Here is a 24,725-nt window from a genome sequence, read left to right as displayed (position 1 = left end):
TACAGCCGAAGACCGTCAGGTCTTCTTCGCCTCGCTCTTCGCCTCGCGCTTCGTCTCGCTCTTCGTGAGGTCGACGTCGTCCTCGGCGGCACCGCCACCGTCACCGTCGCCCTCGTCCGCCGAACCGTCGGAGGCCCCCGGCTCGACGACCTCCTCGCGTCCGGGACGCTTCTTCGCGGACACCACCATGTAGATCACCGCGAGCAGGAAGACACCCAGCGCCGTCCAGTCGTTGAGCCGCAGGCCGAGGATGTGGTGCGCGTCGTCCACGCGCATGTACTCGATCCAGAACCGGCCCACGCAGTACGACGCGACGTACAGCGCGAACGCCCGCCCGTGCCCGAGCTTGAACTTCCGGTCGGCCCAGATGACGAGCAGCGCGACGCCGATGCACCACAGCGACTCGTACAGGAACGTCGGGTGGTACGTACCCGGCACCCGCCCGTCCGTGTCCGAGGTGATCTTGAGGGCCCAGGGCACGTCGGTGGCCCGGCCGTACAGCTCCTGGTTGAACCAGTTGCCCCAGCGGCCGATGGCCTGGGCGAGGGCGATACCGGGCGCGATCGCGTCGGCGTAGGCCGGCAGCGGGACGCCGCGGCGGCGGGCCCCGATCCAGGCGCCGACCGCGCCGAGCGCGATGGCGCCCCAGATTCCGAGGCCGCCCTCCCAGACCTTGAAGGCGTCCACCCAGTCACGGCCCTCGCTGAAGTACAGCTGGTAGTCCGTGATCACGTGGTAGAGGCGACCGCCGACCAGGCCGAAGGGCACCGCCCACACGGCGATGTCGGCGACCGTGCCGGCCCGCCCGCCGCGGGCGATCCAGCGACGGTTGCCGAGCCAGACGGCCACGAAGACGCCGATGATGATGCAGAACGCGTAGCCGCGCAGCGGAATGGGTCCGAGATAGACCACTCCGCGCTCGGGGCTGGGAATGAAGGCAAGTTCCATGGCAGGTCCGACGCTACCGTGCCGGGCCGCGGGGACGGCGGGCAGCCCGGCAACGGCTGAGTAACGGCTCCGACTACTTGTTCGCGGCCTCGACCATCTTCTTGAACTTGGCCGGGGTCAGGCTCTGGTCCTCCAGGATGTTCTTCCCGTTGAGCAGCACGGTCGGCGTGCCCTGGTGGCCCGCGTCCTGGAACGCCTTGTACGACTTGTTCACCCAGCTGTCGTGCTTGCCGTCGTTCACACACGCCTTGAACGCCGCCGTGTCCAGGCCGTCGACCTTGCCCGCGAGCTCGATCAGCTTGTCGTTGTTCGCGAAGGCGTCGTCGGTCTCCTCCGGCTGGTTCTCGAACAGGACGTCGTGGTAGTCGCGGAACTTCCCGGCGTCCTGGGCGCAGCCCGCCGCGTTGGCCGCGCGCAGGGAGCCGCTGCCCTTCAGGTTCGAATCGATGAGCGTGACGAGGTGGTACTCGACCTTCAGCTGGCCGGAGTCCTCCAGCTCATGGATCGTCGACCGGTACGCGTCCTCGAAGCTCTTGCACGCGGGACAGCGGAAGTCCTCCCAGACCGTGAGCGTCGACTTCGCGGTCTCCTTGCCCGCCGGGATCGCCAGCTTGTCCTTGCCGGTGGCGCCCTTGGGCGCGACCACCGGCCCGGCATCACTGGAACTGTCGTCGCCCGAATTCGCGGCGACCACCCCGATCACCGCGGCCAGGCCGAGCACGCACACCACGGCGGCGCCCACGATCAAGGTCCTGCGCCGCTTCTCAGCGGTCTTCTGCTTCTGGCGCTCGGCGGCAAGGCGTTCGCGGGCCGCGCGCTTTCCCTCTCGGTTCTTCTCGCTCACACCAGCGCCAACGAACCGGGAAGGCACGAGCGTGCCTTCCCGGTCCGGTTTCCATCCGTATGGGTGACGTAACTCCCTGTTACTACGGGGTGGTTGCTGGGTTGGTTGCTACGCCTTGGCCCTGACGCCGGCGGCGAGTTCACCGGCGAGGGCGCGCACCGCTTCGAGTCCGGCCTTCTCGTCCGGGGCGTCCAGCATCCGCTTCACGAACGCCGAGCCGACGATGACCCCGTCCGCGAAGCCCGCGACCTCCTCGGCCTGCGTCGCGTTGGAGACGCCGAGGCCCACGCAGACGGGAAGGTCGGTCGTGGCCTTGGTGCGCTCGACGAGTTCCTTGGCCTGGTTGCCGACGGACTCGCGGGTGCCGGTGACGCCCATCAGGGACGCCGCGTACACAAAGCCCGAACCGGCCGCCGTGATGGTGGCGAGGCGCTCGTCCTTGCTGCTGGGCGCGACGACGAAGACGGTCGCGAGACCGTGCTTGTCGGCGTGCTCGCGCCACACCGCGGACTCCTGCACCGGCAGGTCGGGCAGGATGCAGCCCGCGCCGCCCGCCTCGGCGAGCTCGGCGGTGAACCGCTCGATGCCGTAGCGGTCGATGGGGTTCCAGTACGTCATGACGAGGACCGGCTTGCCGGTGGCCTCGTACGCCTCGCGCACGGTGCGCATGACGTCCTTGATCTTCAGGCCGCCGCGCAGCGCGATGTCGTCGGCGGTCTGGATGACCGGTCCGTCGAGCACCGGGTCGGAGTGCGGCAGGCCCACCTCGACCACGTCGGCGCCGCCGTCGAAGGCGGCCTTGACCGCCTCGATGCCGCCGTCGACGGTCGGGAACCCGGCGGGCAGGTAGGCGATGAGGGCGGAGCGGCCCTCGGCCTTCGCGCCGGCCAGGGTGTCGTTCAACAGCTGTACGTTGCCGCTCACTTGGCATCCCCCTCGATCTCGGCCTGCTCGCCCTCGGCGTCCGCGGCGACGGCCGCGTCCGTGTCGTAGAGGCCGAAGTAGCGGGCCGCGGTGTCCATGTCCTTGTCGCCGCGCCCGGATAGGTTGACGATGATCAGCCCGTCCTTGCCCAGCTCCTTGCCGACCTCCAGCGCGCCGGCGAGCGCGTGCGCCGACTCGATGGCCGGGATGATGCCCTCGGTCTGCGACAGCAGCCGCAGCGCCTGCATGGCGGCGTCGTCGGTGACCGCGCGGTATTCGCCGCGGCCCGAGTCCTTCAGGTAGGCGTGCTCCGGGCCGATGCCCGGATAGTCCAGGCCGGCCGAGATCGAGTACGGCTCGGTGATCTGCCCCTCTTCGTCCTGGAGGACGTAGGAGCGGGAGCCGTGCAGGATGCCGGGCTCGCCCGCGCTGAGCGTCGCCGCGTGCTCGCCGGTCTCGATGCCGTGCCCGGCCGGCTCGCAGCCGATCAGGCGGACGTCGGCGTCCGGGATGAACGCGTGGAACAGGCCGATGGCGTTGGAGCCGCCGCCGACGCAGGCGATCGCGGCGTCCGGGAGGCGTCCGGCGCGCTCCAGGATCTGGCGGCGGGCCTCGACGCCGATGACGCGGTGGAAGTCGCGGACCATCGCGGGGAACGGGTGCGGTCCCGCGACCGTACCGAAGAGGTAGTGGGTGCGGTCGACGTTGGCGACCCAGTCGCGGAACGCCTCGTTGATGGCGTCCTTGAGGGTGCGGCTGCCGGACTTCACGGCGATGACCTCGGCGCCCAGCATGCGCATGCGGGCCACGTTCAGGGCCTGGCGCTGGGTGTCGATCTCGCCCATGTAGATGGTGCACTCGAGGCCGAAGAGCGCGCAGGCGGTGGCGGTCGCGACGCCGTGCTGGCCCGCGCCCGTCTCCGCGATGACGCGGGTCTTGCCCATCCGCTTGGTGAGCAGGGCCTGGCCGAGCACGTTGTTGATCTTGTGCGAGCCGGTGTGGTTCAGGTCCTCGCGCTTGAGGAAGACGCGGGCGCCGCCGGCGTGCTCGGCGAACCGGGGCACCTCGGTGAGGCTGCTGGGGCGGCCGGTGTAGTTGACGAGGAGGTCGTCGAGCTCGGCGGCGAAGGCCGGGTCGTTCTTGGCCTTGTCGTACTCGACGGCGACCTCGTCCACGGCGGCGACGAGGGCCTCCGGGATGAACTTGCCGCCGAACGCGCCGAAGTAACCCTCGGCGCTGGGGATTTGACCCTCGGGGTCGGGAATGAAGTAGTCGCTGGACATGCGTGTGCCTCACGGTTGGGTGTGTGATCACTTATAGCCGTGGGGACGTGCGGAGCTACGCAGGTGGCGGTTACCCGTTTTTTGCGCAGTTCCCCGCGCCCCTTATAGGGGCGCCTTGCCATCGCATGCCGTTGATCTGGCCCGGTTCCGCGCCGATGTGGTACCTGACCCGCCTGCCGCGCACACGGCGCGCCGGAGCCCGGCAGCCGCGGGGGCGGCAGCCGGGGGCGAGGCGGGAGGCGATGGGCATGGCGGGAGTTTACCGTCCGTGCCGCAGGGCGGGGTGGGCGCCGGCAGCGACGAGGTCGGCGACGGCGGACTTCGGGTCGCGGCCGGTCACCAGGGACTCGCCGACGAGGACGGCGTCCGCGCCCGCGTTGGCGTACGCGATCAGGTCGTGCGGGCCGCGCACGCCGGACTCGGCCACCTTGACGATGTGGTCCGGGATGTCCGGGGCGACGCGCTCGAAGGTGCCGCGGTCGACCGAAAGGTCCTTGAGGTTGCGGGTGTTGATGCCGATGACCTTGGCCCCGGCGTCGATCGCGCGCTCCACCTCGTCCTCGTCGTGCGCCTCGACGAGCGGCGTGAGGCCGATGGAGACGGCGCGCTCGATGAGGGACTCCAGGGCGGGCTGCTCCAGGGCGGCGACGATCAGCAGCGCGAGGTCGGCGCCGTACGCGCGGGCCTCCCACAGCTGGTACGACGTGACGATGAAGTCCTTGCGCAGGATCGGGATGTCGACCTTGGCGCGGACGGCCTCCAGGTCGGCGAGCGAGCCGCCGAAACGGCGCTGCTCGGTGAGGACGGAGATGACGGCCGCGCCGCCCGCCTCGTAGTCGGCGGCGAGGGCGGCCGGGTCGGCGATCGCGGCGAGCGCGCCCTTGGAGGGGCTTGACCGCTTGACCTCGCAGATCACCTTGACGCCGTCGCCCTTGAGCGCGGCGACCCCGTCCTTGGCCGGGCGAGCCTTCGCCGCGCGCTCCTTGAGCTCGTCGAGGCTGACGCGCGCCTGCCGCTCCGCAAGGTCGGCACGGACTCCGTCGATGATCTCGTCGAGCACACTCACGCGAGCGGACTCCTTTCCGGGCATCCCCTGGGTGTTCATCTGGTCCTTGTGAATGGTATCCGTCAATGGGCGAAGGTCCCGCATCCGGTTGACGCCGGTCCCACTACCTGGACAAACGCAGTTGATCAAGGGGCTAGGAAGCCACCGAAGGGCAGGTTCCGGACAACCGTGAAGGCGAGCACGACGCCGCCGACGATCCACAGCTGTACGCGGCCGAGCGCGAGGCTCACGACCCTGCCGCGGGCCGCCCGTACCGCCCACACCGTCCAGATCACCGCGAACAGCGCGTAGCCGACGACGGCGAGGGCATTGGCCCCGAGCGCGCCCGCGAGATCCCCGTGCGCGACCGCGTGGGCGCTGCGCAGCCCGCCGCAGCCGGGGCAGTAGGCGCCGGTGAGTTGAAGGAACGGGCAGGCCGGGTAGTGGCCGGGCTCATTGGGGTCGACGGCGCCCACATAGGCGAAGGCGAGGGCGACGCCGCCGAGCACGCCGAGCGGGACGGCGAGCCGGCGCAGGGCGCCGGAACGGGGGGTCTTCTCGGTCTTCTCGGTCTGCTCCGACATCTCCACGGTCACCCGTGAATTCTGCATCCGCGGGCCCCGGGCCGCTCCCCGGAAAACGCGAAAGGGGCGGGACGGCCGGTCGGTCGGCCGCTCCACCCCTTTCGCGGGTCTGTGCGAGGGCTCAGGCCTCCGAGCCCGCGGGACGCGCCGCCCCGGTGGACTTGAGCTGCAGCTCGGCACGCTTCGGCTTGCCCATGCCCATGGCGCTCATCAGGCCGCCGACGACCGCGGCGATCGCCAGCAGGGCGATGCCGGCCCAGAAACCGGCGACGTTGCCCATCACCATGAAGGCGCCCGCGACACAGAAACCGATGAAGGCGATGATGACACCGGTCCAGGCGGCCGGGGTGTGTCCGTGGCTGCTGTCCGCCATGGCTTGCTCCTCGTTGCTTATGGCCTATGCGTACGCATGACGTACGACGTTCCTATCTATTGTCCCGCACTCGCGCGCAAGCTCTGTACGCGGGGTCCGGGCGTGGGTCCAGGACGTCCGGGACCTATGCGCCGGTCGGGTCCTCGCCGCGGTCGAGGGCCTTCCAGAGCTCCTCGGGGCGGTCCGGGTCCACGGCCTTGGCGCGGCGGGTCCGCGGGGCGCCGGAGCGCTCGTAGCGGCCGCCCATCGACGGCCAGGCCGCGCCGTAGATCACGGCGAGGATCCCGGCGATCAGGATGAGTGCGCCGCCGGCCGCGGAGACGTACGGCCATGCGGTGTTGCTGAGCGCGTGGATGGTGGCGGAGGCGTCACCCGCGGCCTGCGCCGCCTTCTCGTCGAGCGCGGCGCTGTCACCCGCTCCGAGCACGGCGGCGGCGACCGCCCCCGCGCCGCTGAGCGTGAGCAGGAGGGCGACCAGGACGCGGCCGACCTTGCGGACCGCGAAGACGGCGACGAGCGCGGCGAGGCCCACTATGGCGAGGGCCGCGGGCACGCCCGTGACATCGCTGCCCTTGGCGGTCAGCGGCAGCCTGCCACCGGCGACGGCGGCGACGCCCGAGCACCACTCCTGCCGGGAGGCGAGCAGGGCGATCGCGGCTCCCGTGGCCCCGCAGAGCAGGGCCACGGCGAGGCTGCGCCGGCCATTCGGCGAGGAAGCAGCCGGCTCGGCCGACTCGGCGGCATCGTTACGGGGGTGCGGTACAGCAGTCACGTACTCCACTATCGCCTGTCTGTACGGGTTTACGTGACCCGGGGGCCGGAGTCGTGCGTCACTTCACAGCGTCTCGTGCCTCACAGCCGGTTCGCCGTGTGCACGGCGCGCAGCACCGCCGCCGCCTTGTTGCGGCACTCGGTGTCCTCCGCGAACGGGTCGGAGTCGGCGACGACACCCGCGCCCGCCTGCACATACGCGGTGCCCTCGCGCAGCAGCGCGGTGCGGATGGCGATGGCGGTGTCGGAGTCGCCCGCGAAGTCGAGGTAGCCGACGCAGCCGCCGTAGACGCCGCGGCGCGAGGGCTCCAGCTCGTCGATGATCTGCAGCGCGCGCGGCTTGGGGGCGCCGGACAGGGTGCCGGCCGGGAAGCAGGAGGTCAGTACGTCGAAGGCGGTGTGCCCCTCGGCGACGGTGCCCGTCACGGTCGAGACGATGTGCATGACGTGGGAGTACTTCTCGATGGACATGAAGTCGACGACCTCGACGGAGCCGGGCTCGCAGACCCGTCCCAGGTCGTTGCGCCCGAGGTCGACGAGCATCAGGTGCTCGGCCCGCTCCTTGGGGTCGCCGAGCAGCTCCTCCGCGAGGTCGTGGTCCTCCTGCGGCGTCGCGCCGCGCGGCCGGGTCCCGGCGATCGGGTGCACCATGGCGCGCCCGTCCTCGACCTTGACGAGTGCCTCCGGCGAGGAGCCGACGACGTCGAATCCGTCGAAGCGGAAGAGGTACATGTACGGCGACGGGTTCGTGGCCCGCAGCACCCGGTAGACGTCCAACGCGCTTGCGGTGCAAGGGGTTTCGAAGCGCTGGGAGGGGACGACCTGGAAGGCCTCGCCCGCGCGGATGCGCTCCTTGATGTCCTCGACGGCGTCCTGGTACTGCTTGCCGCCCCACAGCGCCGTGAACTCCGGGAGCTCGGACGGCGGGAGCGCGGTGGGGGCGGTCTCGACCGGCTTGGCGAGGTCGGCCTCCATGGCGTCGAGGCGGGCGACGGCGTCGGCGTAGGACTCGTCGACACCGGTGTCGAGGTCGTTGTGGTTGATCGCGTTGGCGATCAGCAGGACGGACCCGTCCCAGTGGTCGAGCACGGCGAGGTCACTGGTGAGCAGCATCGTCAGCTCGGGCAGCTTGAGGTCGTCCCGCTCCCCCGGGCCGACCTTCTCCAGGCGGCGCACGATGTCGTACCCGAGATAGCCGACCATGCCGCCGGTGAACGGGGGCAGGCCCTCGTAGCGCGGGGTGTGCAGCGTCTGGACGGTGGCGCGCAGGGCGGCGAGCGGGTCGCCGTCGACCGGGACGCCGACGGGCGGCGTGCCCAGCCAGTGGGCCTGCCCGTCGCGCTCGGTCAGCGTGCCGGCGGAGCGCACGCCGACGAATGAATAGCGGGACCAGGAGCGGCCGTTCTCCGCGGACTCCAGGAGGAACGTGCCGGGCCGCTCGGCGGCGAGCTTGCGGTACAGGCCGACGGGCGTGTCGCCGTCCGCGAGGAGCTTGCGGCTGACGGGGATCACTCGGCGGTCGGTCGCGAGCTTGCGGAAGGTCTCGAGGTCCATGGCAGGAGCCTACTTCCGTCGGGGGGACGCCCCGCGCGCCTGGTCGAGGGGTGGACGGCGCCCCGCTAGAAGGGAGCGGTGACACATCTTGAGAAGTTCACCAAGCCCGTACTCGCCCTCGCCGCCGCGGGCGCCGCCGTGGTCGCGCTCACCGGCGCCGCGCCCTCTTCCGGGGACTGGGACGCGCCCCGGGACGTCGAGGCGCGGGTGCACGCGGCGGGCCTGAAGATGCTCGACTCCGAGAAGCTGACCATGCACATCCACCCCCACCTCACCGTGTACGCGGGCGGCCGTCAGGTGACCGTCCCCGCCGACATCGGCATCGACCGCTCCGGCAGGAAGCCCCGCTACAGCCCGCTGCACACGCACGACACGACCGGCACCGTGCACGTCGAATCGGCCGTGTGGCGGGACTTCACGCTCGGGCAGTTCCTCACGGAGTGGGGCGTGCACCCCACGTGCCGGGCCGAGGTCGACGGGTCCCCGGTGGCGGGGGACCCGGCCCGGATCGTCTTCCGGGACCGTCAGGAGATCACGCTGCGCTGTCGCTGACCGGCAGCTCGTCGCGGTCGAAGCAGGTGCGGGCGCCGGTGTGACAGGCGGCGCCCACCTGGTCGACCTTGACGAGCACGGTGTCCGCGTCGCAGTCGAGGGCGACCGACTTCACGTGCTGGAAGTGGCCCGAGGTGTCGCCCTTGACCCAGTACTCCTGGCGGCTGCGCGACCAGTACGTGCAGCGGCCGGTGGTCAGGGTGCGGTGCAGCGCCTCGTCGTCCATCCAGCCGAGCATGAGCACCTCGCCGGTGTCGTACTGCTGGGCGATGGCGGGAACCAGGCCGTCGGCGCTCCGCTTGAGGCGGGCGGCGATGGCCGGGTCGAGGCTGCTGCTGGGTACAGGCGCGCTGGTCATATGGACCATTGTGCCGCGCCGAGTCGAACGTCCACTGTCCGGTGCGGCGCGGCCGGTCGTAGGCTGGCGACATGTCGACCCATGCCAAGCGTGAACGACTTCTGCTCGCCAACCTGTTGGAGGCGTCGGGCCCGGACGCCCCCACCCTCTGTGAGGGCTGGAACACCCGGGACCTCGCGGCGCACGTGGTGGTGCGCGAGCGCCGGCCGGACGCCGCGGGCGGCCTCCTCGTCAAACAGCTCGCCGGGCGCCTGGAGCGGGTGCAGGCCGAGTTCGCGGAGAAGCCGTACGAGGAACTGATCCAGCTCATCCGCACCGGCCCGCCACGCTTCTCGCCCTTCTCGCTCAAGCAGATCGACGAGGCGTCGAACGCGATCGAGTTCTACGTCCACACCGAGGACGTGCGCCGCGCGCAGCCCGACTGGACGCCGCGCGAGCTCGACCCGGTCTTCGCCGACGTCCTGTGGTCGCGCCTGGAGCGGATGGCGCGGGTGATGGGCCGCAAGGCGCCCGTCGGCCTGGTGCTGCGCCGCCCCGACGGCCAGACGGCGGTGGCGCATCGCGGCGCTCCCGTGGTCACGGTCACGGGCGCGCCCGCGGAGCTGGTGATGTTCGCGTTCGGCCGGCAGGAGGCGGCGGACGTGGAGATGGACGGCGAGAAGTCGGCCATCGAGCGGCTCACGGAGACGAAGGCGCTCGGCCTGTAGCGGGTGTGCCGGTGTGGGGCAGGGCGTACAGCGCCAGTCCCAGTTCCACGAGGTCGGCGGGGCGGGCGAGGCTGCGCCCCGTGAGCTGTTCGCAGCGGCGCAGCCGGTTCAGGACCGTGTTGCGGTGGCAGTAGAGGCGGGTGGCGGCGCGCTGGGCTGAGCCGTCGCAGTCCAGCCAGGCCGTCAGTGTGTCGAGCAGCAGGGTCCGGTCGGTCGGGGGCAGGGCGAGCAGGGGGCCGAGCACCCGGTCGGCGAGGATCCGGCCGAGCTCGGGCGCGGCGGCGACGAGCGCGGCGGGCAGCTGCTCGTCCAGGAGCACGGTGCCGCCGCCCTCCGGGCAGATGCGCAGCGCGGTCTCGGCGAGCCGCCGGGCGCCGCCCACCGCGGCGAGCCCTTCGACGGCGGGGCTGATGCCGACGCGCAGGCCGGACTTGAGGCGGCAGAACTCCCTTAGCTCGGCGGCGAGTTGCGCCGCGCCCAGCTCGCCGAGGTCGACGATGGCGCGTTCGGTCCCGTCGACGGTGTGCCAGACGGCCCGTACGCCGTGCGGAAGGGTGGGCCGCGGTGCGCCCCGGCTGCCGCCGACGGCGATAAGCACCGCGTACCGGCCGCGTTCCGGCAGGTCGAGTGCGGCTGCGGCGTCGGGCAGGTCGGCGATGCGGGTGGCGCCGTCGAGGAGGGCGGCGGCCATCAGGCGGCGCCGGTTCTCGCGCCGCCAGGTGAGCTCGCGCTCGGCGCGCCGATACGACTCGGCGACGTGCGTGCAGTGCTCATCAACGAAGTTCCACACATCGACGGCGAGATGCACCAGCAGATGCGCATCCTCGGGATGCCTCAGGGTCACCTCGTCGACGAGCGCCTGCCAGACGAGGGCGCCGCCGAGCCGGAAGGCGTGCGACACAGCATCGAGCGGAAATCCGCGGGCCGCGCGGGCCGCGCCGATGCGGGCGGTGCAGGCCCGGGCGGCGTCCCGGTTGCGTGGCGGGTCGAGCAGGGAGGCGACGCTGTGCCCGAGCGAGCGCTGGATCTCCGCGCGTACGTCGCCGCGGTCGGCCTCAAGCGCGGCGCGGTAGGCCGGCTCCTGCTCGTACAGCTCCGCGGTCAACCGGTCGGTGAGCGCGGGAAGTTGACCGAGGAGCGGGCGGGCGGCCCGACGCAGCACGGCGACCGCGTCCGATCCGGCGCCGGTGTGCGGGTGAGGTCGGGGACGTACGAGATGCGCGGGCATGGCGGTCCTCCACGGCTCGGCTCACGAGTCCGCAGAATGACATACCGTCTGGTCGGTCTCCAGCCCTCGGGGCGAACGTGCAGGTGGATGGGGGCGGGTAACGGGGTTGCGGGCACCTCCACCGGGGCGGTCGACCGCCCCTACGCCACGGGGCTCCGCCCCGGACCCTGCTGGTCCCACGCCATGGGGCTCCGCCCGGGGCCCTGCACCGGGGTTGCGGCCTCGGGGCTCCGCCCCGGACCCCGCTGCTCAAGCGCCGCAGGGGCTTGATTGGCCCCACCCGCCGCAGGGCTCGAATTGACCCGCCCGCAGGCGATCGCCCGGCTCCTCCCGCCCATCTCCCACCCGCCCGCCCCCTCCGGGGGCGTCGGCCCCCCGGGGTACCGCCATCGCCGTGGGTGATCCGTCGGCAGACACGGCTCCCACCGGGGGCGGCGAGGGACGCTCCCGCCGTTGGCGATCTGGCGACGGCCACGGCTCCCCGCCACTTGCGGTCGACGCCACCACCGCCTTGGGCAATCTGCCGCCTGGGGCGACAGGGTGGGCAAGGCGGCACCCCGGTGCAGCGCGCCGATAGGACGGCCCCAGCCCCGCTGCTGCCCCGAACCTCCGATGCCGCCCCCCCTCACGACGGGCCCCGCCCCGGCACAGCGAGCGGGCCCCGGGCGGGCCGAAGCCCCCGGAGGGGGCGGGCGGTGGGAGATGACAGGGCATCTGCCCAGCCGGACAGGCACCGGTACCGCGCGCCGAACGCAAGGGCGCCCACCCCGGCACAGCCGCAAGACCCGGTCCCGCGAACAGCTACGACAAGCGCCGACCCCGGCACAGCAACCGGGCCCCGAGCAGGCCGAAGCCCCCCCCCGGAGGGGGCGGGAGGGCGGGAGATGACCGGGCACCGGCGCAGCCGAACCGGGACCGGTGCCGCGCGCCGAACGCAAGGGCGCCCACCCCGACACAGCGAGCCGGCCCCGGACTGGCCAAAGCCCCCGGAGGGGGCGGGCGGGTGGGAGACGAGCGGGCACCGGCGCAGCCGGACAAGGACCGGTACCGTGCGCCGAGCGCAACGGCGTCCACCCCGGCACAGCCGGACAGGGACCCGTGCCGCGCGCCGAGCGCAAGAGCCCCCACCCCGGCACGGCGGAACAAGGACCGGTGCCGCGCAACCAGGACGGGAGGCGTCGACCACGGCACAGCCCCAAGACCCCGGCGCCGCGCAACAGTTACTCGCGACCCACGCGCGACGCGCTCACGCGCGGCCCGCCGCCTCCGCCCGGTCCACCAAGCGCGCCAGCTCCACGCGGGAGCGGACTCCCAGTTGGGCGAAGACGTTGCGGAGATGGTGGTCCACCGTGCGGGGGCTCACCGAGAGCCGGCGGGCCACCTCGCGGTTGGTGTCGCCCTTGGCGACGCAGCGTGCGATGCGCAACTGCTGAGGCGTCAACTCCGCCAGCCTGCCGGGCGGTTCGGTGTCGTCCGGAGCCTCGCCCGTGGCACGCAACTCCGCCGCCGCCTGAGCCGCCCAGACCGTGGCCCCGCACCGCTCGAAGGCGACCAGCGCGTCACGCAGCAGCGTACGGGCACGCGCAGGACGGCGCGTACGGCGCAACCACTTGCCGTACAGGGCGAGGGTCCGGGCCCGCTCGAAGTCCCCGCCCGTCCGCTCGTGCCGGGCCAGAGATTCCTCGAAGCGCCTCTCGGCCACGACCGGGTCACCCGTCGCCAACAGGGCCATGCAGCGCGCGAGTTGCGCCGGAGCTATCGGGTCGTGGCCACGCTCGACCCACACCATGAACTCGCCGACCGCGGCCTGCGCCCCACCCGGCTCACCCGCGAGCACCGCCGCCTCCACCAGGCACGGCACGGCCAGCATCCGGATGCCGAAGTGCCCCCGCCGCGGGCCGGGCCCGACGAGCGGCCCGAGCCGGGCTGCCGCCCGCGCCGCGTCGCCACGCGCCAAGTCGGCGCGGGCAAGCGCCCATTGGGCGAGCGTCGCGGCCTGCACAAGACCGTGCCGATCGGCGACGTGCTGCGCGGCGGCGGCATGCCGGGCGACGGTGTCGACGTCGCGGTCGAGCGAGGCGACGAGCGCGAGGACGGCGTGCTGATGCGCGAGCACGTTGCGCTGCCCCGCCGCGACCGCGGTCCGCACCCCCTCCTCCGCATGGGCGCGAGCCCGTACGTGCCGCCCAGAGCGCAGCTCACCGTAGGCCAGCAGCTCCAGGGCGCGCGGCAGTTCGGCCCCCGCGTCCCGATCCCGCGCGGCCGCGAGCGCACGGCTGCCGAGACGGCAGGCCGCGTCCACGTCCCCGGCGACGAGCGCGGCGGCCCCGGCCCGCAGCAGCGCGGCCGGCTCCCGCTCCCCGGCGGACCGCGCCACGACCCGCCGCAGCGCCACCCGCCCCACCCCGGCCCGCTCCCCGAGGGACGCGGCCATGCCGACCCGATAGTCGAGAGCGGAGTCCGCCGGGCGCACACGACCGCCGTGCTCGACCGCTTCCCGGTACCCCTCCGAGTCCCCCAGCGCCCAGGACGCCTCCGCCGCACCGAGGCGCGCTTCGAGGGCGGCAGGCTGTGCGCAGAGGCGGGCCGCCAGCAACAGGGATTCACGGGCGTCCGCCACCGGACCGTCGCGCAGCGCCAGCAGGCCCCGGATCAGAGCGGCGCGGCCCCGTACAGCGTCAAGGCCCGCCGAGTCACCGAACTCGCCCACCTGGTCCAGGAGTTCACGCACCCGGTGCGGGCGACCCGCAAGCCTCGCGTGGTCCGCCGCCGCGACCAGCCACTCGGCGCGGACCGCGGGGTCCTCGGCGAGCCCTGCCGCGTGGGCGAGCGCCGTGCAGCGCTCCCCGTGGGGCGCGCCCTCCGCCGCGGCCAGCTCCGCACCGAGCCCCGGGTCCGGGTAGGCCGCGCCGAGCGACCGGTGCAGCAGCCCCGCCGACCGCTGCCGCTCCCCCGTCGCCGCGGCGGCCAGCAACCGGTGCGCGGCCCTGCGCCGCTCCGGCTGCACGGCCTCGTAGAGCCTGCGCCGCCCCGGCAGCCGCAGCCGGCCGTACGGATCGCGCCGCAGGCCCGCCCGCTCGGCCGCGTCCAGGGCGTCCGCGCCGAGTCCGGCCGCCGCGGCGGCCCGCAGCACGAGCCCCGCGTCGACGCCGGGCCCCTCGGGGTCGGCCTCGTACGCGGCGGCGGCAAGCAACAGGACGGTTCTTCCGCTCACTTGATCCACTCTAGGCACGGACCACCGCAAGCGCAGCGCCGGTTGGGAGGAAACCCAACCGGCGCATTGGCGCCCTGTGCCACCGCACAGAACGTCGGAACCTCATGACACCAGGACTTCATGACGCCAGGACCTCACGACGTCACGACATCACAACCTCACGACGTGTGCGGGCAGTTGCCCCGGTACTCCGCGATCGTCAGGCTCGAACTCGGCAGCGGGCAGAGGAACTGCTCGTACCGGGTGTCGTTGTCGATGAAGCGCTTGAGCCACGAGATGCTGTATTTGGCGATCGTGGTGTTGGACGAGTTCGGCGTGAAGTGCGTGGCGCCGCGCAGCTCCAGGTACGCCTTGTCGAGCGAGCTCGGCAGGCTCTGGTAGAAGGGCTCGGAGTGCGAGGCGACCGGCGCGATGGTGTCGCCGTCGGCGCCCACGACGAGCGTCGGCGTCTTGACCTCGGGCCAGGTCTTGTCGAGGTTCCAGCCGGTCAGGGGAATCGCGGCCTGGAGCGAGGGGCGGCTCTTGGCGGCCTCCAGCGTGCCGCCGCCACCCATGGAGTGACCCATGACGCCGAGCCTGCTGTTGTCGATGCGGCTGCGCACCGAGCTCTGTTGCGTCAAGTAGTCGAGCGCGGACAGGAGTTGGCGGCCCCGGCTGTCGGGCTGGTCGAGCGTGGTGTTGGTGTCGATCGTGAAGACGACGAAGCCCTGCGAGGCGAGGCGCGGGCCCAGCCAGGCGATCGACGACTGGTACGCCGTGTAGCCCGGCGAGATCACGACCGCGCCGAACGTGCCGTCCGCCGTCGACGACGGGTAGTAGATGGTGCCGCCGCCGAAGCCGCTCACACTCAGCGAGGACACGTTGGCCTGCGAGACGGCGTAGGAGCCGCGCGAGGCCTCGATGCTGGAGACGGTGGGGGCGGGGCCGCGCTCATAGGGGTTCTCGGCCGCCTCGGCGGTCAGGGCCTGCTGGGTGGCGAGGCCGCCGAGGGCCAGCAGGGTGGCAAGTCCCGTACGGATCAGGCGGGTTCGGAACTTGTTCACGGCTCGCCCTGCGTGCACGGGGGGCGCCGCACTTCTGTGCTGCTGCACGATGACGGGTTCCTCTCGGAGGGGCGGAGCCCGTCCCGAGGGCGCCGCCGTGGTCACTGACAGCGACCACGGTGGCGCCGGTTCCGCCTCACCCGCATCGGCGAAATCACCGGTCTCGTACGAGAGCGGAACCCCGGAGGGGCCGTCAGCGGACGGGGTGTCCCGCCTCGCGCAGCGTGCCCTTGACCTCGCCGATGCGGAGGTCACCGAAGTGGAAGACGGACGCGGCGAGCACCGCGTCCGCGCCCGCGGCGACGGCCGGCGGGAAGTGGTCGAGCCTGCCCGCGCCGCCCGACGCGATGACCGGCACCGACACGTGCTTGCGGACGGCCTCGATCATCTCGATGTCGTAGCCGTCCTTGGTGCCGTCGGCGTCCATCGAGTTGAGCAGGATCTCGCCCGCACCCAACTCGGCGGCCTGGTGCGCCCATTCGACGGCGTCGATGCCGGCCGACTTGCGCCCGCCGTGCGTCGTCACCTCGAAGAAGCCCGATTCCGTGCGGCGCGCGTCCACGGACAGGACGAGCACCTGGCGGCCGAAGCGCTCGGCGATCTCCCGGATGAGGTCCGGGCGGGCGATGGCGGCGGTGTTGACCCCCACCTTGTCCGCGCCGGCGCGCAGCAGCTTGTCGACGTCCTCGGCGGTGCGTACGCCGCCGCCGACGGTCAGCGGGATGAAGACCTGCTCGGCCGTGCGGCGCACCACGTCGTACGTCGTCTCGCGGTTGCCGGAGGACGCGGTGATGTCCAGGAAGGTCAACTCGTCGGCGCCCTCGGCGTCGTAGACCTTCGCCATCTCGACGGGGTCGCCCGCGTCGCGCAGGTTCTGGAAGTTGACGCCCTTGACGACGCGGCCGTTGTCCACGTCGAGGCAGGGGATGACTCGGACGGCGAGCGTCATACGGAGACCGCCTCCAGCGCCTCCTCCAGCGTGAACGCCTTCGCGTAGAGCGCCTTGCCGACGATGGAGCCCTCGACGCCGAGCGGCACGAGCTCGGCGATGGCACGCAGGTCGTCGAGGGACGAGACGCCGCCGGAGGCGACGACCGGGCGGTCCGTGGCCTCGCAGACGTTGCGCAGCAGCTCCAGGTTCGGGCCCTGGAGCGTGCCGTCCTTGGCGATGTCCGTGACGACGTACCGGGCGCAGCCCTCGTTGTTGAGGCGCCCCAGCGTCTCGTACAGGTCGCCGCCGTCGCGGGTCCAGCCGCGGCCGCGCAGCGTCGTGCCGCGGACGTCCAGGCCGACCGCGATCTTGTCGCCGTGCTCGGCGATGATCTTGGCGACCCACTCGGGGTCCTCCAGGGCGGCGGTGCCGATGTTGACGCGGGTGGCGCCGGTGGCGAGGGCGGCGGCGAGCGAGTCGTCGTCGCGGATGCCGCCGGACAGCTCCACCTTGATGTCCATGGCCCCCGCGACCTCGGAGATCAGGGCGCGGTTGTCGCCGGTGCCGAACGCGGCGTCGAGGTCGACCAGGTGCAGCCACTCGGCGCCGGAGCGCTGCCAGGCGAGGGCCGCCTCCAGCGGGGAGCCGTAGGAGGTCTCGGTGCCGGACTCGCCGTGCACGAGGCGGACGGCCTGGCCGTCGCGGACGTCGACGGCGGGGAGGAGTTCGAGCTTGTTGCCCACAGGGTTCACGCTCACAGTACGGAGATCCAGTTCTTCAGCAGCTGCGCTCCGGCGTCGCCGGACTTCTCGGGGTGGAACTGCGTCGCCCACAGCGCGCCGTTCTCGACGGCGGCGACGAACGGGCCGCCGTGCGTGGACCAGGTGACCTTGGGCGCACGCATGGAGGGGTTGTGGACTTCGAGCTCCCAGTTCTGCACGGCGTACGAGTGCACGAAGTAGAAGCGCTCGTCGGTGTCGACGCCCGCGAACAGCTGGGATCCCTGCGGCGCGTCCACGGTGTTCCAGCCCATGTGCGGGACGACATCGGCCTTCAGCGGTTCGACGACGCCGGGCCACTCGTCGAGGCCCTCCGCCTCCACGCCGTGCTCGATGCCGCGCGCGAACAGGATCTGCATGCCGACGCAGATTCCCATCACGGGGCGGCCGCCGGCGAGGCGGCGGCCGACGATCCAGTCGCCGCGCGCCTCCTTCAGACCGTTCATGCAGGCGGCGAACGCGCCGACGCCGGGCACGAGCAGCCCGTCCGCGTTCATGGCCTTGTCGAAGTCGCGGGTGATCTCGACGTCGGCGCCCGCGCGGGCGAGGGCGCGCTCGGCGGAGCGCACATTGCCGAAGCCGTAGTCGAAGACGACGACGCTCTTGGTGTTGTCGGCCGACATCAGTAGAGCCACTCCAACCGCAGGATTCCGGCGACGAGGCACATCGCGGAACCGATTCCCATCAGCACCACGACGCTCTTGGGCAGTTCTTGCTTGTGGAAGGACCAGGCGCCGCCGGCGAGGAAGAGGCCGACGAAGATCAGTACCGCGGACAGGCCACTCACAGCGCGCCCTTCGTGGACGGCAGGATGCCTGCGGCGGCGGCGCGCGGGTCGATCTCGCTGGCATAGCGCAGGGCGCGCGCGAGCGCCTTGAACTGGCACTCCACGATGTGGTGCGCGTTGCGCCCGTACGGGACGTGGACGTGCAGCGCGATCTGGGCCTGCGCGACGAAGGACTCCAGGATGTGCCGGGTCATCGTCGTGTCGTACTCGCCGATCATCGGCGCCATCTTCTCGGGCTCGGTGTGCACGAGGTACGGGCGTCCGGACAGGTCGACCGTCACCTGGGCGAGCGACTCGTCGAGCGGCACGGTGCAGTTGCCGAACCGGTAGATGCCGACCTTGTCGCCGAGCGCCTGCTTGAAGGCGGCGCCGAGGGCGAGCGCGGTGTCCTCGATGGTGTGGTGCGAGTCGATGTGCAGATCGCCCTCGGTCTTCACCGTGAGGTCGAACAGGCCGTGCTTGCCGAGCTGGTCGAGCATGTGGTCGTAGAAGCCGACCCCGGTCGCGACATCGACCTTGCCGGTGCCGTCGAGGTCGATCTCGACGAGGACCGAGGTCTCCTTGGTCGTACGTTCAACGCGTCCTACGCGGCTCATGCGCCCGGCTCCTGACTGTTCATTCGGTCCTTCTTCACTTCACGGGCCGCGTCCAGGAACGCGTCGTTCTCTTCGGGGGTGCCGACGGTCACCCGCAGCCGTCCCGGGACTCCGTTGTCACGGATCAGGACGCCGCGGTCGAGGATGAACTGCCAGATGGCGTGCGGGTCCTCGAAGACGCCGAACTGGATGAAGTTGGCGTCGGCGACGGTGACTTCGAAGCCGAGCCCCTCCAACTCCCCGACGACACGGTCGCGTTCGGCCTTCAGCTGCTCCACGTACTGGAGCAGCGTGTCGGTGTACTCCAGGGCGGCGAGCGCCGTGGCCTGGTTCACGGCCGACAAGTGGTAGGGCAGCCGCACCAGTTGGACGGCGTCGACCACGGCCGGGTCGGCGGCGAGGTAGCCGAGGCGAAGCCCGGCCGCGCCGAAGGCCTTGGACATCGTCCGCGAGATGACGAGGTTCGGGCGGCCGTCGAGGAGCGACAGCAGCGAGGAGCCGTGGCTGAATTCGGTGTACGCCTCGTCGACGATCACCATCGCGTCCCGGCCGGCGGCCTCGTACAGCGCGAGGACGTCCTCGGCCGCCACCGCGTTGCCGGTGGGGTTGTTGGGGCTGGTGATGAAGACGACGTGCGGCTTGTGCGTCCGGATCGCCTCGACGGCGGCCGGCACGTCGAGCGAGAAGTCGTCCTTGCGAGGAGCGCTCACCCAGCCGGTGTTGGTGCCGCGGGCGAGCAGCGGGTGCATCGAGTACGAGGGCTCGAAGCCGAGCGCCAGACGGCCGGGACCGCCGAAGGCCTGGAGGAGCTGCTGGAGCACCTCGTTCGACCCGTTGGCCGCCCACACCTGCTCGTACGTGACCTCGTAGCCGGTCGTACGGGTCAGGTACTTGGCGAGTTCCGTGCGCAGCTCGACCGCGTCCCGGTCCGGGTAGCGATTGAGCTCGCGGGCCGCGTCGGCGACGCGCTCGGCGATCCGCCGCACGAGAGGCTCGGGCAGCGGGTACGGGTTCTCGTTCGTGTTCAGCCGGACGGCGACGTCCAACTGCGGTGCACCGTAAGGGGACTTGCCGCGCAGTTCCTCGCGTACGGGAAGGTCGTCGATCCTGGTCACTCGGTCGCTCACTTGCTCTGTGGCACCTTCCACCCGAAACGGGCCTTGATCGCCGCGCCGTGCGCGGGCAGGTCCTCTGCGTCGGCGAGCGTCACCACGGTGGCCGCGACCTCGGCGAGGGCGTCCTTCGTGTAGTCGACGATGTGGATGCCGCGCAGGAAGGACTGGACGGACAGGCCGGACGAGTGGCAGGCGCAGCCGCCCGTCGGCAGCACGTGGTTGGACCCGGCGGCGTAGTCCCCGAGGGAGACGGGCGCCCACGGGCCGACGAAGATCGCGCCCGCGTTCTTGACGCGCTGGGCCACGGCGGAGGCGTCGGCGGTCTGGATCTCCAGGTGCTCGGCCCCGTACGCGTCGACGACCTTGAGGCCGTCGTCGAGCGAGTCGACGAGGACGATCGCGGACTGCTGCCCCTTGAGGGCGGGCACGATCCGGTCCTCGATGTGCTTGGTGGCGGCGACCTGCGGCTCCAGCTCCTTCTCGACGGCCTCGGCGAGTTCGGGAGAGTCCGTGACGAGCACGGCGGCCGCCAGCGGGTCATGCTCGGCCTGACTGATCAGGTCGGAGGCGACGTGCACCGGGTCGGCCGTGGAGTCGGCGAGGACCGCGATCTCGGTCGGGCCCGCCTCGGCGTCGATGCCGATGCGGCCCGTGAAGTAGCGCTTGGCGGCGGCCACCCAGATGTTGCCGGGGCCGGTCACCATGTTCGCCGGGGCGCAGGACTCGGTGCCGTACGCGTACATGGCGACGGCCTGGGCGCCGCCGACCGCGTACACCTCGTCGACGCCGAGCAGCGCGCAGGCGGCGAGGATGGTCGGGTGCGGCAGGCCACCGAATTCCTTCTGCGGCGGGGACGCGAGCGCGATCGACTCGACACCCGCCTCCTGCGCCGGCACGGCGTTCATGATCACGGACGACGGGTAGACGGACCGGCCACCGGGCGCGTACAGGCCGACGCGCTCGACCGGCACCCACTTCTCGGTGACGGAGCCGCCCGGCACGACCTGCGTCGTGTGGGTGTCGCGGCGCTGCTCCCGGTGGACGATGCGGGCCCGGCGGATGGACTCCTCCAGGGCGGCGCGCACGGCGGGATCGAGATCGGCGAGCGCCTTGGCCAGCGCCTCGGCGGGAACCCGCACGCGCTCCAGCTTCACTCCGTCGAATTTCTCCCCGTATTCGATCAGCGCCGCGTCGCCACGATGATGCACGTCCTCGCAGATCGGACGCACCTTCTCCAGGGCGGCCGAGACGTCGAAGTCGGCTCGGGGCAGCAGCGAGCGCAGGGCCTGGCCCTCGGGGAGGGCGGCGCCGCGCAGATCGATTCGAGAGATCACAGAACAATTCTCTCAGATGCGGGTTTACGCTCGGCGCCCTGTATCAGTGGCTGATACCCGCAGGGCAACGTAACTGCAAGTGTTCAGACGGTCACACAACGGGCATGAACAGTTGTACGAACCAGCGAGTGGCACGGGGGAGGCAGAACAGCGTGGTCGAGGGGACGACCGGCAACGGCAACGGGGACGTGCCGGACGGGCTGACCGCCACCGAGGTGGGGATGTGGCAGGCGTTCCGCAACGGAAGCGTCTACGACCTGCGCACCGGGGACAGCGGGCGGGACGATCCGCACGGCGGCCACCCCTGGGGCCCGGAGCGCAGCGTGCGGGCGCGCATCGTGGCGTGGCTGCTGCTCGACGGCCCGCCGGCGCTCGACGGCCGGGTCTCCTCGCTCAAGCTCCAGGGCGTACAGATCACGGACGTCTTCGACCTCGCGGGCGGCAATGTCGTCCCGTACCTGGAGATGAAGGGCTGCCGCTTCGAGAAGGAGGTGCTCCTCCCGGAGGCGCACTTCACGACCGTGCGGCTCATCGGCTGCTCGGTGCCCCGCCTGGAGGGCGCCCGGGTGCACACGGAGGGCGATCTGCACCTCGCCCGCTGCCGCTTCCACAACGGGATCCGGCTCACGGACGCGCACATCGGCACGGACCTGCTGCTCAACCAGGCCGTCGTGTTCAGCGACCGGCGCAAGAAGTCGATCATGGCGGACGGGCTCACCATCGGCCAGGACCTCCAGGCCGAACTCCTCGAGACGCACGGCGAGCTGAGCCTGCGCGGCGCGACGGTCGGCGTCTCGCTGTCGCTGCGCGGCGCCAGGCTGAACAACAGCCGGGGCCGCAGGGCCCTGAACGCCCCACAGATGTCGGTCGAGCGGACGCTGTACCTCGGGCCCGCCGCGCTCGGCGGCCCGCTCCTCAACGGCGGCGGCACTCCCGCCCGCGGCACCCGCGTGCAGCGCTTCGAGTGCGTGGGCGGGGTGCGGCTCGACGACGGCCGGTTCGGCGACGCGCTCGACCTGGACTCGGCGCGCTTCACGATGGAGAACGAGCAGGAAGTCTCCATGCGCCGCATCCAGACCCCGGAGCTGCGTTTCCTCTGCGAAAAGCCGGAGCGCGGGCGGATCGTGCTGTCCGGCGCACGGGCGACGAACCTGGTCGACAGGTCGACCAGCTGGCCGGGCCCCGGCCAGCTCCGCCTCGGCGGATTCCAGTACGAGAACCTCATCGCGTCCGGGCCCTTCCCCCTCGCCCGCCGCCTCGACTGGCTCGCCGCCGCGACCCCCGAGTACAGCCCCGAGCCGTACGAGCAGCTGGCCACGGTGCTGCGCAACAGCGGCGAGGACTCCGACGCGCGCGAGGTACTGCTCGCCAAGCAGCGCAGGCGCCGCGAGACACTGCCGATCGCGGCGAAGGTCTGGGGCTACGTCCAGGACTGGACGGTGGCGTACGGGTACCGGCCCGGCCGGGCCGCGCTGTGGATGGCGGTCGTCTGGGCGCTCAGCGCGATCGCCTTCTCCCAGGCCCCGCACCCCCGCATCAAGCCCGGCGAGGGCCCGGTCTGGGACCCGGCCCTCTTCACCCTCGACCTCCTGCTCCCCGTCATCGACCTCGGCCAGGCCGGCAGCTGGCAACTCCGCGGCCCCTGGCAGTGGGCCTCGGCGATCCTGGTCCTCCTGGGCTGGATCCTGGCGACGACGGTGGCGGCAGGCGCAACCCGCCTCCTCCGGAGAAGCTAGCCATATAAAGCCCCGCCGGCGATTGAGGCGCGGGGTCCGGGGCAGAGCCCCGCGACGTCAACCCCGTTGCCGCGCACACAGCACCCCGCCCGGCCCCCGGCCAAGACACGGCAAAGAACCCCGCCACACCGTGCAACCTTCCACCCACCCCAACCGTCAACCCACCGCAGACCCGCAACCACGTCCCGCGCAGAAGGAGGCCCCGTGCCATTCCTGCGCGCCCTCATCCGCACCACCCGCATGCTCCGCCACACCACCTCCCTGGGCATCGGCCTCCCCCCGGACGAGGACCTCCTCCTCGACGCCCCGGACGACCGCCTCGCCCCGGCCCTCGTCGCCGCCGGCCGCGGCGACCACGGCCCCGCCGCGAAGGCCCTCGCCCTCACCCGCGAGGCCGCCGAGTGGGAGAACCGGGACCGCGGCGTGCAGCGCCTCGCCGCGTTCGCCGCCGCCCGCCCCGAGTGGTTCGAGAACTGGCAGGAGGCGTCCCCGCACGACCCCGACCTGCTCCTCGTCAAGGCCGAACTCGCCGTCACCCGCGCCCTCGCCGCCCCCGCCCACGCCGAGCTCCTGCGCGAGGTCACCCCGCTGATCCTGGCCGCGGCCGAGTCCGACCCCCGCGACCCGGTCCCCTGGCGCATCGCCCTGGACCACGCCCGCGGCACCAACGCCCCGCACACCGAGTTCGAGCAGCTGTGGGCGCGGGCCGTGCGCCGCTCCCCGCACCACTACGGCTGCCACGTCGCGGCCCTGCAGTATCTGTCGGCCGCCTGGTACGGCTCGCACCGCGAGTGCTTCGACTTCGCGGAGCGCGCCGCCCAGGACGCCCTGCCGGGCTCGCTCCTCCAGGCGCTCCCGGCCCGCGCGGCCCTCGCGTATCTGACGTCGGGCGCCCCGCGGACCGGCATCCCCCGCGCCCGCCTGGACGCCGCCGCAGACCTCGCCGTGGAGCTCTCCCGCTCGTACGAGGCGTCGGACCCGTGGCCCGCCGAGGTGCGCAACCTGCTGACCTGCGTACTGGTCGAACTCGAACGCTGGCAGGACGCCCTCGAGCAGCTGCGGCTCATCGGCCCGTACGCGACGTCGTTCCCCTGGGACCGCCTCACGGACGACCCTCTGGGCCATTTCATGGAGCTGCGCGGACAGATCCGTCTCGAAGTCGCGGCGACGATGCCGCTGCGCGGCGGACCGGCCGGCTCCGACGACCATTACGCTTGACCGACGTGACCACCGTCCGACTTCCGCTGTTCCCGCTCAACTCGGTGCTGTTCCCGGGACTCGTGCTCCCGCTGAACGTGTTCGAGGAGCGCTATCGCGCCATGATGCGCGACCTGTTGAAGGCGTCGCCCGACGATCCGTCGGAGCCCGACACCGAACCGTCCACCTCCGACGAGCCCCGCCAGTTCGTGGTCGTCGCGATCCGCGACGGCCACGAGGTCGCGCCCAGCGCGTCCGGCATGCCCGACGAGGTGACCACGAAGGAGGCGGGCGCGGGCCCGGCCGCGGGCTTCGGCGACGACCCCATCACGTCCTTCCACGCCGTCGGCTGCATCGCGGACGCCGCGACGATCAGGGAGCGCGCGGACGGCAGCTACGAGGTGCTGGCCACGGGCACGCGCCGGGTGAAGCTGCACTCGGTCGACGCCTCGGGCCCGTATCTGACGGCCGAGGTGGAGGAGCTGCCCGAGGAGGACGGCGAGGAGGCGGGCGCCCTCGCGGAGGGCGTGCTGCGCGCGTTCCGCTCGTACCAGAAGCGTCTCGCGGGTGCCCGTGAGCGCTCGCTGACGACGGGCGCGGAGCTGCCGGACGAGCCGTCGGTGGTGTCGTATCTGGTCGCGGCGGCCGCGGTCCTCGACGTACCGACGAAGCAGCATCTGCTGGAGGCCGAGGACGTGGTGTCCCGGCTGCGCGAGGAGCTGACACTGCTGCGCGCGGAGACGGCGATCATCCGCCACCTGCCGTCGCTGCCTGCGACGGAGCTGACCCGGCAGTCGACCAGCCTCAACTGACGTCACTCAA

26 protein-coding genes are annotated in these 24,725 nt (G+C 72.1%); 5 read left to right on the top strand and 21 right to left on the bottom strand.

The features are described 5' to 3' along the window. Nucleotides 1-15 precede the first annotated feature (15 nt). The 10 genes from lgt to ACOKM3_RS29945 all read right to left on the bottom strand — a co-directional run bounded on the left by lgt (nt 16) and on the right by ACOKM3_RS29945 (nt 8,326). Nucleotides 16-948 carry a prolipoprotein diacylglyceryl transferase gene (lgt, locus tag ACOKM3_RS29990; protein WP_426904129.1) on the bottom strand — a complete coding sequence of 311 codons (933 nt, stop codon included), beginning with the start codon at nt 946-948 and terminating at the stop codon, nt 16-18. Nucleotides 949-1,021: 73 nt separating this feature from the next. Further along, entirely contained in the window at nt 1,022-1,792 is a 771-nt protein-coding gene (locus ACOKM3_RS29985; protein ID WP_426904128.1) for a DsbA family protein, read from the bottom strand. A gap of 108 nt (nt 1,793-1,900) precedes the next feature. Then, the gene (gene trpA / locus ACOKM3_RS29980) at nt 1,901-2,716 is read right to left on the bottom strand and encodes a tryptophan synthase subunit alpha (RefSeq protein ID WP_426904127.1); all 816 of its coding nucleotides are present in this window, start codon (nt 2,714-2,716) and stop codon (nt 1,901-1,903) included. Continuing rightward, complete coding sequence (gene trpB / locus ACOKM3_RS29975; RefSeq protein ID WP_426904126.1) at nt 2,713-3,999, bottom strand: tryptophan synthase subunit beta; 1,287 nt, start codon at nt 3,997-3,999, stop codon at nt 2,713-2,715. The genes trpA and trpB overlap by 4 nt, the downstream gene beginning before the upstream one ends. A gap of 70 nt (nt 4,000-4,069) precedes the next feature. Beyond that, the gene (gene trpM / locus ACOKM3_RS29970) at nt 4,070-4,249 is read right to left on the bottom strand and encodes a tryptophan biosynthesis modulator TrpM (protein ID WP_426904125.1); all 180 of its coding nucleotides are present in this window, start codon (nt 4,247-4,249) and stop codon (nt 4,070-4,072) included. A 9-nt stretch (nt 4,250-4,258) separates the two neighbouring features. After that, nucleotides 4,259-5,065 carry an indole-3-glycerol phosphate synthase TrpC gene (gene trpC / locus ACOKM3_RS29965; RefSeq protein WP_426904124.1) on the bottom strand — a complete coding sequence of 269 codons (807 nt, stop codon included), beginning with the start codon at nt 5,063-5,065 and terminating at the stop codon, nt 4,259-4,261. 125 nt (nt 5,066-5,190) lie between these two features. Further along, nucleotides 5,191-5,628, bottom strand: a complete 438-nt coding sequence (locus ACOKM3_RS29960) for a DUF2752 domain-containing protein (protein WP_426906935.1) — start codon at nt 5,626-5,628, stop codon at nt 5,191-5,193. A gap of 121 nt (nt 5,629-5,749) precedes the next feature. After that, the gene (locus tag ACOKM3_RS29955) at nt 5,750-6,001 is read right to left on the bottom strand and encodes an HGxxPAAW family protein (RefSeq protein ID WP_426904123.1); all 252 of its coding nucleotides are present in this window, start codon (nt 5,999-6,001) and stop codon (nt 5,750-5,752) included. A 124-nt stretch (nt 6,002-6,125) separates the two neighbouring features. Next, complete coding sequence (locus ACOKM3_RS29950; protein WP_426904122.1) at nt 6,126-6,782, bottom strand: TIGR02234 family membrane protein; 657 nt, start codon at nt 6,780-6,782, stop codon at nt 6,126-6,128. A 71-nt stretch (nt 6,783-6,853) separates the two neighbouring features. Then, the gene (locus ACOKM3_RS29945) at nt 6,854-8,326 is read right to left on the bottom strand and encodes an anthranilate synthase component I (RefSeq protein ID WP_426904121.1); all 1,473 of its coding nucleotides are present in this window, start codon (nt 8,324-8,326) and stop codon (nt 6,854-6,856) included. A 78-nt stretch (nt 8,327-8,404) separates the two neighbouring features. On the opposite strand from ACOKM3_RS29945, the gene ACOKM3_RS29940 reads away from it, so the two are divergent. Next, a complete protein-coding gene (locus tag ACOKM3_RS29940; RefSeq protein WP_426904120.1) occupies nt 8,405-8,878 on the top strand; it encodes a hypothetical protein in 474 nt (157 codons plus the stop codon). On the opposite strand, the gene hisI is transcribed toward ACOKM3_RS29940, so the two are convergent. Further along, nucleotides 8,859-9,236 carry a phosphoribosyl-AMP cyclohydrolase gene (hisI, locus tag ACOKM3_RS29935; RefSeq protein ID WP_422477767.1) on the bottom strand — a complete coding sequence of 126 codons (378 nt, stop codon included), beginning with the start codon at nt 9,234-9,236 and terminating at the stop codon, nt 8,859-8,861. The two genes, ACOKM3_RS29940 and hisI, sit on opposite strands and share 20 nt — an antisense overlap. Before the next feature lie 71 nt (nt 9,237-9,307). Here hisI and ACOKM3_RS29930 point away from each other — a divergent pair, with 71 nt between their 5' ends. Further along, nucleotides 9,308-9,943, top strand: coding sequence for a TIGR03085 family metal-binding protein (locus tag ACOKM3_RS29930; RefSeq protein ID WP_426904119.1), 636 nt, complete (start codon nt 9,308-9,310; stop codon nt 9,941-9,943). Here the strand turns inward: ACOKM3_RS29930 and ACOKM3_RS29925 are convergent. From ACOKM3_RS29925 to hisD, 10 genes are all read right to left on the bottom strand, one after another. Next, nucleotides 9,915-11,171, bottom strand: coding sequence for a PucR family transcriptional regulator (locus ACOKM3_RS29925; protein WP_426904118.1), 1,257 nt, complete (start codon nt 11,169-11,171; stop codon nt 9,915-9,917). The genes ACOKM3_RS29930 and ACOKM3_RS29925 overlap by 29 nt on opposite strands. A gap of 1,246 nt (nt 11,172-12,417) precedes the next feature. Then, the gene (locus ACOKM3_RS29920; protein ID WP_426904117.1) at nt 12,418-14,385 is read right to left on the bottom strand and encodes a LuxR C-terminal-related transcriptional regulator; all 1,968 of its coding nucleotides are present in this window, start codon (nt 14,383-14,385) and stop codon (nt 12,418-12,420) included. A gap of 158 nt (nt 14,386-14,543) precedes the next feature. Next, nucleotides 14,544-15,428, bottom strand: a complete 885-nt coding sequence (gene bdeA / locus ACOKM3_RS29915) for a bis(hydroxyethyl) terephthalate hydrolase (protein ID WP_461855855.1) — start codon at nt 15,426-15,428, stop codon at nt 14,544-14,546. Between the two features lie 193 nt (nt 15,429-15,621). Beyond that, a complete protein-coding gene (gene hisF / locus ACOKM3_RS29910) occupies nt 15,622-16,377 on the bottom strand; it encodes an imidazole glycerol phosphate synthase subunit HisF (protein ID WP_426904116.1) in 756 nt (251 codons plus the stop codon). Further along, nucleotides 16,374-17,102 (bottom strand): bifunctional 1-(5-phosphoribosyl)-5-((5-phosphoribosylamino)methylideneamino)imidazole-4-carboxamide isomerase/phosphoribosylanthranilate isomerase PriA, encoded by a 729-nt coding sequence (gene priA / locus ACOKM3_RS29905; protein WP_426906933.1) that lies wholly within the window; start codon nt 17,100-17,102, stop codon nt 16,374-16,376. Before priA ends, hisF begins: the two co-directional genes overlap by 4 nt. A gap of 11 nt (nt 17,103-17,113) precedes the next feature. Further along, nucleotides 17,114-17,761, bottom strand: a complete 648-nt coding sequence (gene hisH, locus ACOKM3_RS29900; protein ID WP_426904115.1) for an imidazole glycerol phosphate synthase subunit HisH — start codon at nt 17,759-17,761, stop codon at nt 17,114-17,116. Continuing rightward, entirely contained in the window at nt 17,761-17,925 is a 165-nt protein-coding gene (locus tag ACOKM3_RS29895) for a hypothetical protein (protein ID WP_356388036.1), read from the bottom strand. The genes hisH and ACOKM3_RS29895 overlap by 1 nt, the downstream gene beginning before the upstream one ends. Then, on the bottom strand, nt 17,922-18,521 hold the full coding sequence (gene hisB / locus ACOKM3_RS29890; RefSeq protein WP_426904114.1) for an imidazoleglycerol-phosphate dehydratase HisB: 600 nt from the start codon (nt 18,519-18,521) through the stop codon (nt 17,922-17,924). The genes ACOKM3_RS29895 and hisB overlap by 4 nt, the downstream gene beginning before the upstream one ends. Next, nucleotides 18,518-19,636: a histidinol-phosphate transaminase gene (locus ACOKM3_RS29885; protein WP_426906931.1), complete on the bottom strand. Its 1,119-nt coding sequence runs from the start codon at nt 19,634-19,636 to the stop codon at nt 18,518-18,520. Before ACOKM3_RS29885 ends, hisB begins: the two co-directional genes overlap by 4 nt. Nucleotides 19,637-19,644: 8 nt before the next feature. Continuing rightward, nucleotides 19,645-20,970 (bottom strand): histidinol dehydrogenase, encoded by a 1,326-nt coding sequence (hisD, locus tag ACOKM3_RS29880; RefSeq protein ID WP_426904113.1) that lies wholly within the window; start codon nt 20,968-20,970, stop codon nt 19,645-19,647. A gap of 221 nt (nt 20,971-21,191) precedes the next feature. Between hisD and ACOKM3_RS29875 the strand changes: the two genes are divergently transcribed. From ACOKM3_RS29875 to ACOKM3_RS29865, 3 genes are all read left to right on the top strand, one after another. Further along, nucleotides 21,192-22,706 (top strand): oxidoreductase, encoded by a 1,515-nt coding sequence (locus tag ACOKM3_RS29875; protein WP_426906930.1) that lies wholly within the window; start codon nt 21,192-21,194, stop codon nt 22,704-22,706. Nucleotides 22,707-22,946: 240 nt separating this feature from the next. Beyond that, nucleotides 22,947-23,924 (top strand): hypothetical protein, encoded by a 978-nt coding sequence (locus ACOKM3_RS29870; protein WP_426906929.1) that lies wholly within the window; start codon nt 22,947-22,949, stop codon nt 23,922-23,924. 5 nt (nt 23,925-23,929) lie between these two features. Next, nucleotides 23,930-24,715: an LON peptidase substrate-binding domain-containing protein gene (locus tag ACOKM3_RS29865; RefSeq protein ID WP_426904112.1), complete on the top strand. Its 786-nt coding sequence runs from the start codon at nt 23,930-23,932 to the stop codon at nt 24,713-24,715. Nucleotides 24,716-24,725 lie beyond the last annotated feature (10 nt).

The sequence above is a fragment of the Streptomyces nidicola genome (assembly GCF_050106155.1).
Lineage (GTDB): Bacteria > Actinomycetota > Actinomycetes > Streptomycetales > Streptomycetaceae > Streptomyces.
Note: the sequence above shows the minus strand (reverse complement) of the source record. Positions and strands in the feature narration are given on the sequence as shown.